The 16,801-nt window shown below is 36.7% G+C and carries 16 protein-coding genes; 12 read left to right on the top strand and 4 right to left on the bottom strand.

Going from position 1 to position 16,801, the window contains the following annotated elements; all coding sequences use genetic code 11:
* Positions 1-67 precede the first annotated feature (67 nt).
* Entirely contained in the window at positions 68-1,162 is a 1,095-nt protein-coding gene (locus OTK01_RS08945; protein WP_029228141.1) for an iron-containing alcohol dehydrogenase family protein, read from the bottom strand.
* A 153-nt stretch (positions 1,163-1,315) separates the two neighbouring features.
* Here OTK01_RS08945 and OTK01_RS08940 point away from each other — a divergent pair, with 153 nt between their 5' ends.
* From OTK01_RS08940 to OTK01_RS08925, 4 genes are all read left to right on the top strand, one after another.
* Positions 1,316-1,486: a hypothetical protein gene (locus OTK01_RS08940; protein ID WP_013432266.1), complete on the top strand. Its 171-nt coding sequence runs from the start codon at positions 1,316-1,318 to the stop codon at positions 1,484-1,486.
* 159 nt (positions 1,487-1,645) lie between these two features.
* Complete coding sequence (locus tag OTK01_RS08935) at positions 1,646-3,085, top strand: NAD(P)/FAD-dependent oxidoreductase (protein ID WP_029228142.1); 1,440 nt, start codon at positions 1,646-1,648, stop codon at positions 3,083-3,085.
* A gap of 1 nt (position 3,086) precedes the next feature.
* Positions 3,087-4,349: an NAD(P)/FAD-dependent oxidoreductase gene (locus OTK01_RS08930; protein ID WP_029228143.1), complete on the top strand. Its 1,263-nt coding sequence runs from the start codon at positions 3,087-3,089 to the stop codon at positions 4,347-4,349.
* Between the two features lie 27 nt (positions 4,350-4,376).
* Positions 4,377-4,754 carry a DUF1667 domain-containing protein gene (locus OTK01_RS08925; RefSeq protein WP_013432269.1) on the top strand — a complete coding sequence of 126 codons (378 nt, stop codon included), beginning with the start codon at positions 4,377-4,379 and terminating at the stop codon, positions 4,752-4,754.
* On the opposite strand, the gene OTK01_RS08920 is transcribed toward OTK01_RS08925, so the two are convergent.
* A complete protein-coding gene (locus tag OTK01_RS08920) occupies positions 4,743-5,306 on the bottom strand; it encodes a glycerol-3-phosphate responsive antiterminator (protein ID WP_029228144.1) in 564 nt (187 codons plus the stop codon). The genes OTK01_RS08925 and OTK01_RS08920 overlap by 12 nt on opposite strands.
* Positions 5,307-5,388: 82 nt before the next feature.
* Between OTK01_RS08920 and lon the strand changes: the two genes are divergently transcribed.
* The 7 genes from lon to galE all read left to right on the top strand — a co-directional run bounded on the left by lon (position 5,389) and on the right by galE (position 12,936).
* Entirely contained in the window at positions 5,389-7,716 is a 2,328-nt protein-coding gene (lon, locus tag OTK01_RS08915; RefSeq protein WP_029228145.1) for an endopeptidase La, read from the top strand.
* A 17-nt stretch (positions 7,717-7,733) separates the two neighbouring features.
* Positions 7,734-8,348: a ribosome biogenesis GTP-binding protein YihA/YsxC gene (yihA, locus tag OTK01_RS08910; RefSeq protein ID WP_029228146.1), complete on the top strand. Its 615-nt coding sequence runs from the start codon at positions 7,734-7,736 to the stop codon at positions 8,346-8,348.
* On the top strand, positions 8,345-8,761 hold the full coding sequence (locus tag OTK01_RS08905; protein WP_029228147.1) for a 2-thiouracil desulfurase family protein: 417 nt from the start codon (positions 8,345-8,347) through the stop codon (positions 8,759-8,761). The genes yihA and OTK01_RS08905 overlap by 4 nt, the downstream gene beginning before the upstream one ends.
* 24 nt (positions 8,762-8,785) lie before the next feature.
* On the top strand, positions 8,786-9,661 hold the full coding sequence (locus OTK01_RS08900) for a PocR ligand-binding domain-containing protein (RefSeq protein WP_029228148.1): 876 nt from the start codon (positions 8,786-8,788) through the stop codon (positions 9,659-9,661).
* Between the two features lie 93 nt (positions 9,662-9,754).
* Positions 9,755-10,756 carry a galactose-1-phosphate uridylyltransferase gene (gene galT / locus OTK01_RS08895; protein WP_029228149.1) on the top strand — a complete coding sequence of 334 codons (1,002 nt, stop codon included), beginning with the start codon at positions 9,755-9,757 and terminating at the stop codon, positions 10,754-10,756.
* Complete coding sequence (locus tag OTK01_RS08890) at positions 10,746-11,915, top strand: galactokinase (protein ID WP_029228150.1); 1,170 nt, start codon at positions 10,746-10,748, stop codon at positions 11,913-11,915. The genes galT and OTK01_RS08890 overlap by 11 nt, the downstream gene beginning before the upstream one ends.
* 34 nt (positions 11,916-11,949) lie before the next feature.
* The gene (gene galE / locus OTK01_RS08885) at positions 11,950-12,936 is read left to right on the top strand and encodes a UDP-glucose 4-epimerase GalE (RefSeq protein ID WP_029228151.1); all 987 of its coding nucleotides are present in this window, start codon (positions 11,950-11,952) and stop codon (positions 12,934-12,936) included.
* A 66-nt stretch (positions 12,937-13,002) separates the two neighbouring features.
* Here galE and gltX read toward each other — a convergent pair whose 3' ends face one another.
* Positions 13,003-14,445, bottom strand: a complete 1,443-nt coding sequence (gene gltX, locus OTK01_RS08880) for a glutamate--tRNA ligase (RefSeq protein ID WP_029228152.1) — start codon at positions 14,443-14,445, stop codon at positions 13,003-13,005.
* 393 nt (positions 14,446-14,838) lie between these two features.
* Positions 14,839-15,423 (bottom strand): hypothetical protein, encoded by a 585-nt coding sequence (locus OTK01_RS08875; protein ID WP_029228153.1) that lies wholly within the window; start codon positions 15,421-15,423, stop codon positions 14,839-14,841.
* A 257-nt stretch (positions 15,424-15,680) separates the two neighbouring features.
* Between OTK01_RS08875 and OTK01_RS08870 the strand changes: the two genes are divergently transcribed.
* Positions 15,681-16,796, top strand: coding sequence for a hypothetical protein (locus OTK01_RS08870; RefSeq protein ID WP_029228154.1), 1,116 nt, complete (start codon positions 15,681-15,683; stop codon positions 16,794-16,796).
* The last annotated feature ends 5 nt before the right edge of the window (positions 16,797-16,801 follow it).

The raw sequence follows: 16,801 nt of genomic DNA, 5'->3' as shown, positions 1-16,801 counted from the left end.
ATAGATAATTTTCTTGATTATATTATACCCTTGTAAATCGATTATATAACTATGAATTTATTTTGAATTACTCAACCGAACCTTTCAAAACATCTATCATTTCTTCAAGCGAGATTGCATGTTTTAAGTTTGAAACATTTTTAGACTCAAGCGCTCTTTTTGCATAATATTCGATTTTGTCGCTTGTCAAATTTGGAATAGAGTCTTTAACAAAAAATCTTACAAACTCAGAAAACTCATCTAAACTCTCAAAGCCCATGCAGTTTAGAACAAAGCTTACTTCCTCTTTTAAATATTTGCTCTCAAGTTTCAAAAAGCTTGAAAGTAAGATTGCATTTGCTCTTCCGTGTGGAATGTCGTGATAATAAGTAAGGTTGTATCCTAAAGGATGAACAATTAAAGTACCTGTCTGTGCAATGATTATTCCACCAATCAATGATATCCATGCAAACTTTTCAAGGTCAGCTTCTTTTAAAGCGTTCTCTTTCAGATTGTCTTTTGAGCTTTCAAACAGGCTCAAGGCTTTTTTAGCATAAGCTTCAATAATGTGGTCAGAGGCTTTGGAAAGATACCCTTCAATTACGTGAGAAAGAGCGTCAAAAAGTGTGTTTACAATAACTCCGAAAGGAAGTGTCAATAGATACTTGTAATCAACTATTGCTACTTTTGGGAAAATGAGTTCAGAAGCAAAACTCCTCTTGTTTTCAATGGTTTTCAATGTCAAGATTGAATAGGGAGTAACTTCACTTCCTGTACCACATGTTGTTGGAATTGCAACTATAGGTAAGCACTTTTCGAATTTTGAGTCAAAAAGGTCTTGAGCTTTTAAATCCTTTTCTGCACACAGCACTGCTACTGCCTTTGATGAGTCAAGAGGAGAACCTCCACCAATTCCAATTATAAAATCTGGGGAAAACTCTCTTGCCAATTTTGAAACTTCATCTATCTGTTCTACGCTTGGGTTTTGAGCGATTTTGCTGTATATTGAATATTCAATTGAAAGTTCCTTTAATACAGTTGTCACATCTTCTAAGGAGCCGTTCATCAGAGAAGATGGAGATGTCACGATGAAGGCTCTTTTGCCAAGCTTGAAAAGGTCTTTATTCTTCAAAACACCATCTTTTTCAAATATGACCTTTGTTGGCAAGAAAAATTTGCTCATTTTCAAGGCCTCCTTCACAGTACTATACTATTTGTGCTTTAAAATAAATTATAGCACATATTTTGTGTTAAAGACGTATAAAAGACCATCTTCACAGGAAAAGTTATTTATTATAGAAAGTATTTTAAGACCAAGTCAGGGGTGATAAAAAACATGGCAAGCAAGGAACAGCAAAGAGCAGTTGCAAAATTGTGTCCGGAGTTTAACGATGGTGGATACTCTCACAAAGGGGATATAAGCTGTGATGTCTGTATTCACTGGGACGGGAAAAAGTGCGATATAAACTATTTTGATAACGTTCTGACCAGCATGGACCAAACATAGAGTTTGTGGCAAGGCTTTTAAAAAATTTTTATTGATTTTTTGATTGAATTGTCTTAAAATAAAGCTTGGCAAGAGATGTGGAGAGCCTGCAAATAGCTTCTTTCAAAGAGGGGCTATTTGCAGGCTTTTTATTTACCATATTTTGAAAAGGGTGATAATATGAGCAGAATTTATGATGTTGCTGTAATAGGAGCAGGAGTTATTGGCATGTCAATTTTAAGAGAGCTTACACGTTACAGATTAAAAGTATGCAGCCTTGAAAAAATGGAAGATGTTGCAGAAGGTGCGTCCAAAGCAAACTCTGGAATAGTGCACGCAGGTTATGACCCAATTGAGGGGACCAAAAAGGCAAGATTCAATGTTGAGGGGAACAATATATTTGCAGATGTTTGCAATGAACTTGATGTTGAGTATAAGATGATTGGTTCGCTTGTGGTTGCGTTTGATGACCATGAGATAAATGTGTTGGAAGAACTCCTGCAAAGAGGAAAGAGAAATGGTGTCAAAGGACTTGAGATAAAAGGTCAAGAGTGGGTTTTTGCAAATGAGCCGAATTTGAGCAGAAATATAAAAGCAGCACTTTTTGCTCCATACTCTGGAATTACAAATCCGTATAAGTTAACAGTCGCCCTTTTTGAAAATTCTATTCAAAATGGGGCAGATGTGATATTTGGCTTTGAAGTTTGCAAGATAGAAAAAGATGGAGACTATTTTGTGGTTCATTCAGCGGACAGCCGCTTTATAAAAACCAGGGTTTTAATAAACTGTGCAGGAGTGCATGCAGATGAAATAAGTAAAATGGCAGGAGCAAGGCTTTTCAAAATATATCCAAGACGGGGACAGTACTACATCTTAGACAAACCAGAAAAGATGCCAGTTGCCAGAGTCATTTTTCAGGTACCCACAGAAAAGGGAAAAGGAATTTTAGTAACCCCGACTGTAGATGGAAATGTACTTGTTGGACCAAACTCCGAGTATATAGATAGCAAGGATGACACAGCAACAACCCAAGAAGGGCTTGATGAGGTATTTGAAAAGGCAAGGAAAGTATTGCCAAACTTAAGCAAGAGAGATGTAATAACAATCTTTTCGGGAATCAGAGCAACACCAGATACTCATGACTTTATCATTGAAGAAGACGAAGATGTCAAAAACTTTATAAACGTTGCAGGAATTGAGTCACCAGGTCTTACCTCATCAGTGGCAATAGGAAGGTATATTGCTGAGTTTGTTGCAGATAAGCTAAACGCAAAAAGAAATCTTAATTTTAATCCTTATAGAGAAGATATAAAAAGGTTTTCAGAACTTTCTGATGAAGAAAGAGAGGAGATGATTAAACTTCATCCGACCTTTGGAAACATTGTGTGCAGGTGTGAGCTTGTGTCTGAATACGAGATAGTTGAGGCAATAAAAAGAGGGGCAAAGACTTTAGATAGCATCAAAAGAAGAACAAGAGCTGGTATGGGAAGGTGCCAGGGCGGTTTTTGTCTACCTCGTGTGATGGATATACTTTCAAGAGAGCTGAAAATTGACAAAACTCAAATAACAAAGTTTGGGAAAAACTCTTATATTCTGACCGAAAAAAGGTGGGAAGATTGAGATGGAAAAATATAAAGTAGTTGTCATAGGTGGGGGACCAGCCGGGCTTGCGGCTGCTTTAGAAAGTTTTAAGAACTTAGATGATAAAAAAGTGCTGATTATAGAGAGAGATAAATTTTTAGGAGGGATTTTAAACCAGTGCATTCATCCTGGTTTTGGGCTTCACTACTTCAAGGAAGAACTGACAGGGCCTGAGTATGCCCACAGGTTTATTGAACAAGTGATGGAAAACCAAATTGAATATCTTACCGAAACTCATGTGATAGAAATAACCCCACAAAAGGAGATAGTGGCTGTCAATAAAAAAGGGCTTAAGAGGATAAAAGCAGATTCAATTGTGCTTGCAATGGGATGTAGAGAGAGAACAAGAGGTGCTATAATAACACTTGGAACAAGACCTGCAGGGATTTTCACAGCAGGTCAGGCTCAGAGGTTTATAAACATTGAAGGGTATAGGATTGGCAAAAAAGCAGTGATTGTTGGCTCTGGTGATATAGGTCTTATCATGGCAAGACGTCTTACTTTAGAGGGAATAGAGGTAAAGGCAGTGGTGGAGATAATGCCCTACTCTACAGGGCTAAGAAGAAACATTGTTCAGTGCTTAAATGATTTTGGGATACCTCTTCTTTTGTCTCATAAAGTTACCAAAATCCACGGAAAATACAGAGTTGAAGGTGTTACAATTGCAAAGGTGGACTCTCAGCTGAAAGAAATTCCGTCAACAGAAAGGTTTATTGAATGCGACACGGTGCTATTTTCTGTTGGGCTGATACCTGAAAATGAACTGAGTAAAAAAGCTGGAATTGTTCTTGATATGAGAACAGGAGGTCCAGTTGTTGACAATACATTTTCAACATCACAAAAAGGTATATTTGCCTGTGGAAATGTTCTTCATGTTCATGACCTTGTTGACAATGTTACATTAGAGGCGCAGACAGCAGGAAGGTATGCTGCTATGTATTCTCAGCACCCTGAGCTTTTTGAAAATAATATTCATATCAACATAGTAGCAAAAGAGGGTATAAGATATGTCGTGCCGCAAAAGCTAAACAAAAATTTTGTTCAACCCTTTGTTCTCAGATTTAGGGTAGATAATTTTTATAAAGATGCTATTGTAACTATTTCCAATGCAGGCAAGATTCTTATGAAAATCAAAAAAAGCATTCTAACACCCGGTGAGATGGAGAGTATAGAAATTTCACAAAAGATTCTCTCTCAGCTGGATTTTTCTAATGATATTGTGGTAAGCTTGCAAAACATTTAAAGACTAAAAAGGAGAGAAGAATCCAAGATGCAGGAAAATAAAGTCACATGCATTCTTTGCCCGAGAGGCTGCACAATTGAAAAAAAGGAGCAAGGCGGTACTTTTGAGTTTGCCGGATTTGGGTGCAAAAGAGGGCTTGAATGGGCAAAAGTAGAGTTTACAAACCCTAAAAGAATTCTTACAACCACAGTCCATGTTAAAAGTGGTGAGATAGAGTTTGTGCCTGTTCGAACTAACCTACCTATTCCTAAGGAGAAGATTTTTGAAGCTATCTCAATCTTAAAAGGCATAGAGGTTTTAGCACCAGTTGAAATAGGAAGTGTGATTGTGAAAAATATTCTTGATACTGGTGCTGATGTTATTGCAACAAGAAAGGTTGGCAAAAAAGACTCATCAGATGATTGAAAAAAGAGCAGGTTTGCTTGTTGAGATTGCTACAGCCCCTGAAGACAGAGCCTGGATTACTTCTTCTTTTGTTTCAATCATTCCTCCTGCAATGATTGGAACTGTGGTTGAAATGGCCAGCCTTTGTATTGCCTTCGGGATAACACCTGGCAATACTTCAATTAGTGTTGGCTTGGAATTTTCTATTATCTTAAGACCGGAGGTTATGGACTGTGAGTCTATCAAAAATATTCTTTGAACACAAGGTACAGAAAGAGAAGCAGCATGGTTGATTAAGTTTTGCTTTGTTGATATAATACCATCAGCACCGCAGTTTATCACAAACTCAATCCCTTTTTCATCTTTTCCCACACCTTCAATTAGGTCTATGTGGACGAAAACTATTTTGTTTTTCTGTTTTATCATATTAATTTCATCTTTTATGGTTAAAATAGAAGAGTGAAGAAGAAAAATGATTTTGCACTCAGAATTTATTGCATATTCAAGTATTGCTTTGTCTCTTATAGCTGGTATAATAGGATTTTGAATGAGTTTGTCTATCAAGTTTTCAATCATAGCAATTAGCTCCTTTGAAGAGTTTTTAATATAATTATACACCCAGAAATAAAATTATAAAAACGGAGGCAGATAAAATTTGAGCAGCACAGTATCTACAAGAACAATACCAGTGATTCCTCTGCGTGGGCTTGTGGTTTTTCCATACATGATGCTTCACTTTGACGTTGGAAGAAAGATTTCTCTTAAGGCATTAGAACAAGCTATGGAAAACGACCAGCTTGTTTTGCTTCTTTCTCAAAAAGACCCAAAACAAGAAGAGCCTACACCAAATGATATGTATCAGTTTGGCACAGTTGCAAAGGTAAAGCAGATGTTAAAACTGCCGAGTGAGACTTCAAGGATACTTGTTGAGGGGCTCTACAGGGCACGGGTGATAAAGTATCTGTCAACAGAGCCATATTTTTTGGTTGAGGTCGAAGAGTATAAAGAAAATGAAATTAAATTAGAAGATGACCCTGAGTTAGAGGCGCTCATAAGAAATGTGGTTGGAGCATTTGAAGAGTTTGCAAGACTTACAAACAAAATTCCACCTGATGCTATTTTGTCTGTCACTACAATTCAAAGCCCTGACCAGCTTGCAGATGTTATAGCTGCAAATGTTGTTGTGAAGCTTGAAGATAAACAGCTTTTACTTGAGAAGGTTGACTTGAAAGAAAGACTTGCAAAGCTATATGAGATGATATTGAAAGAAAAAGAGATAATTGAGATTGAGAGAAAGATTGCTATCAAAGTGAAAAAGCAAATTGATAAAACGCAAAAAGAGTATTATCTGAGAGAACAACTAAAAGCAATCCAGAGCGAGCTTGGTGAAAAAGACAGTCTTTTTTCTGAGGCAGAGGAATATAGAGAGCAGGTCAAAAAACTGGGACTGAGCCAGGAAAGTCTTCAAAAGGTGTTCAAGGAAATAGACAGGCTTGAAAAATTGCCTCCAAACTCACCCGAGGTTGGGGTTATTAGAACATACCTTGACTGGATTGTTGACCTTCCATGGAATGTGAGAAGTGATGAGAAGATTGATATAAACGTTGTCAAAAAGGTACTTGATGAAGACCACTATGGGCTTACGAAAGTAAAAGAAAGGATACTTGAGTATATTGCTGTAAGGAAACTAAAAAACAATATGAAAGGACCTATTTTGTGTTTGGTGGGACCACCTGGTGTTGGGAAGACATCGATTGCAAAGTCGATAGCACGTGCACTTAACAGAAATTATGTAAGAATTTCGCTTGGTGGTCTTCGCGATGAGGCAGAGATACGAGGACACAGGAAAACCTATGTTGGTGCAATGCCAGGAAGGATTATTTATGCTCTTCGGCAGGCAAAAACAAAAAACCCTCTTATACTTTTAGATGAGATTGACAAGATGTCACACGATTTTAGAGGTGACCCTGCGTCTGCGCTTTTAGAGGTCTTGGACAGTGAACAGAACTTTGCATTCCGCGACCATTATATTGAAATTCCGTTTGATTTGTCTGAGGTAATGTTCATCGCAACAGCAAACACACTTGAGACAATCCCCAGACCTCTTCTTGACAGGCTTGAAGTGATTGAGATTACAGGGTATACTGAAGAAGAGAAGCTTGAGATTGCAAGAAGGTACCTTTTGCCCAAGCAGATGGAACAAAACGGGCTCAAAAAATCTCAGCTAAGATGTGACCCAGAAGCTATCAAGGATATAATAGCATTCTACACGCGCGAGTCTGGTGTCAGAAACTTAGAAAGAGAAATTGCAAGGCTTTGCCGACGTGTTGCTAAAGAAATCTTAGAAGAAAACAAGAAGATGGTAAGAGTCACTCAAAAGAATTTGGAAAAGTATTTAGGTGCGCGAAAGTACAGAAGAGATGAGCTGATTGAACAGAACAGGGTTGGAATTGTAACAGGCCTTGCATGGACACCTTTTGGCGGTGAGACGCTCTATGTCGAAGCGCTTGTGATGCCAGGGAGTGGCAAATTGGAGCTAACAGGCCAGCTTGGAGAAGTCATGAAAGAGTCGGCAAAGGCTGCTGTGAGCATTATAAGGTCAAGGGCAAAGGAGCTTGGAATTGACCAGAACTTTTATAAAGAGTGCGATATTCATATTCATGTTCCGGAAGGTGCTATTCCAAAAGACGGACCATCTGCCGGAGTAACAATGGCAACTGCAATGGTTTCAGCATTGTCACAGAGAAAAGTAAGATACGATGTTGCTATGACCGGTGAGATTACTTTAAGCGGCAGGGTACTTCCAATTGGCGGTGTAAAAGAGAAGGTTTTAGCAGCAAAAAGAGTGGGTATTAAAAATGTTATCCTGCCTTTTGGAAACAAAAAAGATGTAGATGAACTTGAAGACTATGTAAAAAAAGATATGAACTTTATATTTGTAAAGACAATTGATGAGGTATTTGATATTGCAATTGTAAAGTAAAGGGGGTGAAAGCTAATTTGAAAATCAATCTTTCCAATGCAAGGCTTGAAAAGATTGCTGTGAAAAAAGAGGACTACCCGCCAATTAAAATGCCAGAGATGTGCATATGCGGAAGGTCAAACGTGGGGAAATCTTCTTTTATAAATGCGGTGTTCAAAGACAAGCTTGCAAAGGTTGGGTCAACTCCAGGCAAGACCCGAACAATTAATTTTTTCAATATAGACAACAAATTCAGGGTTGTTGACCTGCCGGGTTATGGTTATGCTGAGGTTTCAAAAGAGGAAAAGCGAAGATGGAGAACCATGATTGAAGAGTACCTGCTTGAAAGGCAGGAGCTAAAACTTTCTGTTTTGCTTTTAGACTCAAGACATCTTCCCACAGAAGATGATAAAATAATGCTGAGCTTTTTTGACAAAAAAGAAATTCCAATAATGATTGTACTGACAAAGTGTGATAAACTTTCGAATAATGAACTTGCAAAAAATACAGAGCTTATTTCAAAAGAACTGGGGATTGAAAAGGAACTATTTTACCAATTCTCTGCCAAGTCTGGTATGGGAGTAAAGCAGGTTCAGTATGCTATAGTCAAGTTTATGGAAGAGGCAATTTTGCAGGAGAAGGGTAAAAAATGAGGTATGCACTTATTAGCAGTTGCCTTATAGGTCTTAACACAAAATATGATGGGACAAACAATTTGAGAAAGGAAGTTGTTGAAAGGCTAAAAAATGAGTACATTCTAATTCCAGTTTGTCCTGAACAGCTAGGTGGACTTCCAACACCTCGAAATCCCTGTGAGATAAAAGATGGCAGGGTTGTAGATATAGAAGGCAATGATTTTACCGATAATTTTTATAAAGGTGCGTATGAAGCTTTAAAGCTTGCAAGGTTTTTCGATGCACAGATTGCATTTTTGAAGTCTAAAAGTCCTTCTTGTGGCTGTGGCAAAATCTATGATGGAAGCTTTTCAGGAGAACTTGTTGAAGGAAATGGCATCACAGCGGCTGTTTTCATGCAAAATGGTATCAAAGTGGTCTGTATTGATTAAGATTATAAAGGGTGTAAAGAGGATATGGATTTTAAAGAGATTATCAAGTATGACGATTTGATTTCGGTTTTAGACAACTTTTCTTACATCACAGGAATCTCAGCAAACTTTTTGACAGCTGACAACAAATGGGTTGAGAATAAGAAGAAAGGCACATGCGAATTCTGCACCATCATGAAAAACTATTACAAAAATGGTGAAGCGTGCAGGGAATCTGATTTGAACGGTGCACTGACTGCTCAAAAGAAAAAGGGTATACATGTTTACAGATGTCACATGGGGCTTATTGAGGCTGTTATTCCTCTGTTTTTCAACACAAGCTATATAGGCTCACTTTTTATTGGTCAAATTCTTTTAGAGCCGCCATCAGAAAAGATGTGGGAACAAATTGCAAAAAAATTAGATGGTCAACCAGTTGATATACAAAGAGCAAAAGAGAGCTTTTTCAAGCTTACCTTCATAGACCAGGAAAAACTGAAAAGTGTACTTGACATGATGCATATTGTAGCGAAGTACATTATAGACTCAGAGATGATAAGAATTTCTTCTCTTTCGTCAATTGAAAGGATAATTGAATATATCAAAAATCATTATATGGAAGAGATAACACTTGACGATTTGGCTAAAATGGTGTACCTGTCACCAACTTATTTGAGTTATCTTTTTAAAAAGCAACTTGGTGTGACATTCAAGGAATATCTCATCAATATAAGGCTCAAAAAATCAAAAGAGCTCATAGAAACAACAGACCTTCCGATTGGAGAAATCTCAAAGATGGTAGGAATAGAAGACCAGAACTATTTTAGCAGACTGTTTAAAAGAAAATATGGAGTGTCTCCAATGAATTACAAGAAGGATAAATATATTTACGATACATCTAAAAAAAATGCTAATACATAAAAAAGAAGTGCATTCAAATTGCACTTCTTTTTTTTTAGAATGAAGATTAGGAAGAAAGGAGAAAAATTTTGTTTTGATGTGAGGGGAGAAAAAATGGCAGAACTCAGATGGAATCCTCTTTTGCGTGATTGGGTAATGATTGCATCGCACAGACAGGAAAGACCTCAGATGCCCAAGGACTGGTGCCCGTTTTGTCCTGGCTCTGGCAGGGTTCCTGACAATTATGACGTTTTAGAGTATGACAACGACTTTCCAGCCCTTATGCAAAATCCGCCACAGCCAGATGATGTCGCAACATCTTTTTACAAGGTTGCACCTGCGTACGGTAAGTGTGAGGTGGTTTTGTACTCTCCAAATCACACGATAACACTGCCCGAGCTTGAGGTGTCTCATATAAGAAAGCTTGTGGACCTGTGGGTTGAAAGATTTGAAACTCTAAAAAAAGATAGAAACATAAAGTTTATATTCATCTTTGAAAACAGAGGCGAGGTTGTGGGTGTTACTATGCCGCATCCACATGGTCAGATATATGGATATTCATGGATACCATTAAAAATCTTGCGTGAACTTGAAAGTGCTAAGTTGCACTATGAGCAGCATGGCGAGTGTTTAATCTGCAGGATTGACAGGGAAGAGATGGAGTTTAAAAAGAGAATAATTATAGAAAACGACCATTTTGTAACATACCTGCCTTTCTTTACTGAATATCCTTATGGTGTATTTATAGCTCCAAAGCGACATGTGGGAGTTATTTCTGACCTTACAGAAGAAGAAAAAGACAGCTTTGCAAAGATATTAAAAGAGACAACAGGAACGCTGGACAGTCTTTTTGACTATCAGTTCCCATATATGATGTGCATGCATCAGCTACCTGTCAATGTCGATGAGGATTATTCAAAATTTTACCATTTTCATGTGGAGTTTTACCCGCCCATGCGCTCAAAAGACAAGCAAAAGTTCAATGCATCAAGTGAAACAGGGGCATGGGCACCGTGTAACACCACCTCACCCGAGGAAAAGGCAGAAGAGCTGAGACAGGCTTATAAAAGATTTATGCAAAAGATGCAAGGAGGAGACAAGAAAAATGAAGATTGAAGAGCTTTTGAAGATGTTCAAGGAGGTTTATGGTGAAGGTAAAGAGCCTATCAGGTGCTTTTTCTCAAGCGGAAGAGTAAACCTAATCGGTGAGCACACAGACTACAACGGTGGGTATGTTTTCCCTGCAGCGCTCAATGTCGGTACCACCGTTCTTGTACGAAAAAGAAACGACAATAAAATTCGCTTGTATGCAACAGACTTGAAAGAGCTTATTGAAGCAGACATCGATAGGATTGATGAGTATAAAAACATCAGATGGGGAAACTATCAGCTTGGTGTTGTAAAAGAGCTAAAAGAGGAAGGATATGAAGTTGGCGGGGTCGATATGCTCTTTCACGACACTGTACCACACGGAGCAGGACTTTCATCATCTGCTGCGATTGAGTGTGCAACTGGAATTGCAGTTTACTCACTCTTCAATAGCAAACCAATTGACAAGCTCAAGCTCAGCTTTATATGCCAAAGAGCTGAGAACAGGTTTGTTGGGGTAAACTGTGGTATTATGGACCAGTTTGCTTCAAGTCTTGGGAAAAAAGACCATGCCATTTTTCTCAACACACGCACTATGGAGTACAGGTATGTACCTTTAAAACTTGGTGATTACAAGATTGTCATCAGCAATACTAACAAGAAAAGAAGCCTTGCAGACTCAAAATACAATGAAAGAAGGTCTCAGTGCGAAAAAGGGCTTGAACTTTTGAAAAAGGAACTTAACATTTCGTGCCTTGGCGAACTTGATGTTGAGACGTTTGAAAAGTACAAAGATTTGATTGATGATGAAATAATCTTAAAAAGGGTAAGACATGTTGTGTACGAGGACGACAGAGTTTTAAAATCCATTGATGTTTTGCAAAAAGGCGACCTTGAAGGTTTTGGCAAGCTTATGATACAATCTCATATATCGCTAAGAGACGACTATGAGGTAACAGGACTTGAGCTTGACACACTTTTTGATGAAGCTTTAAAGGTAGAAGGGGTAATTGGCTCAAGAATGACAGGTGCTGGTTTTGGTGGCTGTACAGTTTCAATTGTTCATAAGGATGCTGTAGAAGAGTTTGTAAGGAAAGTAGGGGAAAACTATCGTGCAAAGACAGGACTTACAGCTCACTTTTACACATTTGAAATTGATGATGGCGCAAGGGAGATAGAAATTTAAAAATTCTTTATATAAAGAAAGGATTGATACAAAGATGATTTTGGTTACAGGTGGCGCAGGATACATTGGAAGCCATATGGTTTGGCTTTTGCTTGAAAAGGGATATGATGTTGTTGTAATTGACAATCTTGAAAAAGGTCACAAGAAAGCCGTTTTGGGCGGAAAGTTTTATAATGGTGACCTTAAAGACAAAGAATTTTTGGAAAAAGTATTTGCTGAAAATGACATTTCGGCAGTTATCCATTTTGCTGCGTCTTCTTTGGTGGGAGAGAGCGTTCAGAATCCTATAAAGTATTACTACAACAACGTTTATGGGACTTTGAATCTTGTTGACACAATGATAAAACACAGTGTAAAAAAACTTGTGTTTTCTTCAACAGCTGCCGTCTATGGAGAACCAGAAAACATCCCTATCCTTGAAGAGGACAAGACACAGCCTACAAATCCTTACGGTGAGACAAAACTTGCAATTGAAAAGATGTTAAAGTGGATGGATGTTGCCTATGGTCTTAAGTTTGTGTCACTGAGGTATTTCAACGTTGCAGGTAGCCACCCCGATGGGATTATTGGAGAAGACCATAATCCTGAGACACACCTTATTCCGATAGTGCTTCAAACAGCGCTTGGTATTCGTGAAAAGGTTATTGTGTATGGCAATGATTACAATACAAAAGATGGCACGTGTATAAGAGACTACATCCATGTTGTTGACCTTTGCGATGCACACCTAAAAGCTATGGAGTATTTAGAAAAGAACAACAAAAGTGAAATATTTAATCTGGGAAATGGAATGGGATTTTCGGTGATGGAGGTAATTGAAAAGGCGAGCGAGGTTGTTGGCAAGAAAATCCCATATGAAATTGGACCAAGAAGAGCAGGCGACCCTTCAATCTTAGTAGCATCATCCAAAAAGGCTCAAGAAATTCTTGGATGGCAGCAAAAATACAACAGTCTCGATATTATAATCTCAACTGCTTGGAAGTGGCACTCAAAACATCCTCATGGCTATGAAGAGGACTAAAGAGAAACTGGAAAATAAAAAGGGTTGGAAGAGGACTTTATCTTTCTTTCCAACCCTTTTTGGTTTTTATGCAAATATCTTCAAAGTTTTTTCTATCCTGCGGATGGTCTCTTCTTTTCCAAGTACTTCCATCATTTCAAAAAGACCGGGTGTTACAGTCCTTCCGCTTATGCACATTCGGATAGTATGAATTATATTTGCAGCTTTTGTGTTCAGCTCTTCAGCCTTTCTTCTCACAAGCTTTTCAATTTCTTCTGCTGAAAAAGGCTGTATATTTTTCAAATCATCAAGAAGAAGTTGAAGGTTATTAAGGTTATCAGGAGTGAAGTATTTTTCCACACCCTTTTGTTCATATTCATAATTAGAGTCAAAAAAGTAAATGCTTGCGCTAACTACTTCAACAAGTGTTTTGACCTTTTCGCGCACAAGCTTTAAAACAGACTTTACATACTCTTTGTCAAAGCTTGATATATCAATTCCATTTTTGGAATAAAAATATTTCATCCTCTCATACAAATCATCAAGGTCTATTTCTTTGAGGTAATACCCGTTTATCCAAGTAAGCTTATTTATGTCATAAATAGCTGCATTTTTTGAAACCTTTTCAAGCTCAAATTTCTGTATTGCTTCATCAAGACTTATGATAGTTCTATCTTCGCCAGGTGACCAGCCAAGGAGCAAAAGGTAATTGACAATTGCTTCTTTTAAGTATCCATTTTCAAAAAACTCTTCAACTGAGGTTGCACCATGTCTTTTGCTGAGCTTGCTTCTGTCGGGTGCCAGAATCATGGGAACATGTGCAAACTGCGGCGGCTGAATATTTAAAGCTTCATATATGATTAGCTGTTTTGGGGTGTTCGAAAGATGCTCTTCAGCCCTTATAACGTGTGATATTTTCATAAGATAATCGTCAATTACGCACACAAAGTTGTATGTTGGATTTCCATCAGATTTTAAGATTATAAAGTCATCTAACTGGTCATTTGAAAATTCGACATCTCCGCGTATGATATCATGCACAACTGTTGTTCCTTCCACCGGTGCTTTTATTCTAACAACTGCCTTTTCACCGTTTTTGATTCTCTTTTTTGCTTCTTCTAAACTGATGTTTCTGCACTTTTTGCTGTACTTGTACGGTATCTTTTGCTGCCTTGCCATTTCCCTTTCTCTTTCTATCTCTTCCTGTGTACAAAAACAGTAATAAGCCTTTCCTTCTACTAAAAGCTTTTGGATGTACTCAAGATAGATTTCCTTTCTCTGAGATTGAAAATACGGTCCAAATTCACCACCAACGTCAGGTCCTTCATCCCATTCAATTCCAAGCCATCTAAGACTTCTCATAATACCTTCTGCCCACTCTTCTCTTGACCTTTCAAGGTCGGTGTCTTCTATACGCAAAATAAATTTTCCATTGTGTTTTTTAGCAAATAGATAGTTAAAAAGTGCTGTCCTTGCACCACCTATGTGAAGCTGACCGGTCGGACTTGGTGCAAATCTGACTCTTACCATCTTTTTACTCCTTTCATGCTAAGTTGCATTTTGGTTTGGCATTAAAAGTTGTTTATTTTATTAGTTTATAACAGATTGTATTATAACACAAAAATGCTGTTGAGAGAGTTGATTTTTTGAGAAAGAAAATAAATATTTTTTATTTTCAATTTCATAAAGTGCATAGAAATTTAGAGAAATAAAGAGCAAATTAAAGCATGAAGGAGCTAGATTTAAAAAATGAAGAGAGAGAAGAAATGAAAAAATGAATGTTGACAGGGGATGAAATGCTTGGATATAGAATATCACCATAAAATTAAGTTTCAGAGAATGGATAAATAAAAAGATTTAGTTTATATATCAAGGAAGCATAAAAATCGGTAATGCAAAAATCAGAAATATTTATAAACATTTTTATTTCTGCAATTTATAAAACTTCAATTTCTTTTCAATTTGTTCCCATTTAATTTTAGCTTCTTTTCTATTGCTAATTTTTGAAATATCAAAACTTCTTATTAATTTTAAATCATCTTTTAACACCAGTAATTGGTTAACAACTTCATTTACTCGATTTATCTTTTTCTCTTCATCTAATAGCAATGCTTGAAGCTGGTAAATCTTATCTTCATAACCTGAAAGTAAAAATGCAACATAGAAAAAAGAAAAATCTCTACCACTTCTGCTCTCAAAACATTTGTCTAAAATTTGCAACATAGAATGCATTCTTCCAATGCTCTTCTGAAGAACACTCAAATATCCAATTGTAGTCAATTTGAATTCTGAAGTTTCTTTGGCTTCTCTTATAAATTGGTCGGTTATAGTTATGCTACGATTAATTTCAGATAAGAAAGTTTGAGATAAATCTTCTTTAATTTCTTTCAATGTTCTGTTATAATTATAAAGCTTAGCAAATGCCAATAAATTGCTTATGACAAGAATTAGAAGAGTTAATATTCCAAGCTTAAAACTTTTATTTTCCATAACACTTCTATAATTCATCTTTAAGCTTTTCCCTCTCTTTTGACGTAATATAATAAATACTAAAAAGTCTTTTTTGAAAACTAAAATTTCATTTTATATAGTGCATTATATCATAATTATATTTCTTTGCAAATATTAGTTTCATGTTCCATTTATCCATATCAAAAGTGCTGGTAATAATTATTTAAAAATTATCGAAAAATGTACTTGACAAATTCAAATCATAGTGTTATATAATTATATAACACTATAAAAATCAAACAGGAGGGTAGATAATGCATTTCAATCAGAATGTATTAGGACTTATTGGTTTGCTGATGGTCCTCTTTTTCATTGGACTTGGGCTTTTTTATCTTATATCCAAAGATAGTTCTAACATATTTCAGATTAAAAAATTTCACACCAGCCAAACAGTGAGGCTTGTTTTATCACTGTTGTCAATCCTATTTGCATGGATTTTTCCGTGGACTGCATTAAAGATTTTATTTGTATTGAGTTGCATTTTGTTTTTACTTAGCATTTTTCCAATAAAGAAAACCTCTTTTGGAATGGTTATTGCTGTGGCCTTAGTCACATTGGTTATTATTGGTTCAATTATATCTCAACTTCACTACTACTCTTCTGATAAGCAAGACTTTAAGTTTTCTGGGTTATCAAAAAGTATTTCACAAATAATTTCTGATGTGATTACCAGCAGCGATTTTATTGAGGTTTATCGTTCAATTACTTATTCTGCAGACCAGGATATGTCAATTGAGAATTTTGATGAAATTGTAATTACCTGTTCAGGCGGAATAGATTTAGAACTCATTGATGATGAAGATACCATCTATTTTCCTTCGGTGCTCAAAACAAAAGTTTCAGGAAAAACTTTAAAAGTCTTTGACAAAAATACAGAATCTAATACAACATATGAAATAAAACTTGGCACAAAATCTTTGAGAGATGTAAAAGTTTCTTGTAGAGGTTTAAAAATAAGAGGTAATGGGAAGTTCAAAAATCTAGCAATAAATTCAACTGGGAGCTTTATTCAAGGGCAGATTGAAGCAACAAATGATATTTCTATAGAGTGTGCAGGGCTTGAGCTGAGAGCTGATTTAAAAGGAAAGACTTTAAAGATTGACTCTTCAGGCACAAATATTAATTCACAATTGATGTTTGACAAAATTGAAATTGACTCAACAGGTTTGAATATCAAGGCAAAAGCAAGGTTTGAGGATTTTGATATTAATGCATCAGGTTTGAGTGGGTCAATAGATATACTAAATAGCGAAAATGAAAAAGGCGTTTTGAACATTGAAGCAACAGGTGGTATTGTAAAAATCAATAACCCTTACAATGCACCTGTTACAACTAAAACTTCAGGGTATGTAAAACTTATAAGAGAGTGATGATA

Source organism: Caldicellulosiruptor acetigenus (genome assembly GCF_026914305.1).
Lineage (GTDB): Bacteria > Bacillota > Thermoanaerobacteria > Caldicellulosiruptorales > Caldicellulosiruptoraceae > Caldicellulosiruptor > Caldicellulosiruptor acetigenus.
This window is presented reverse-complemented; position numbering and strand designations above follow the sequence as displayed.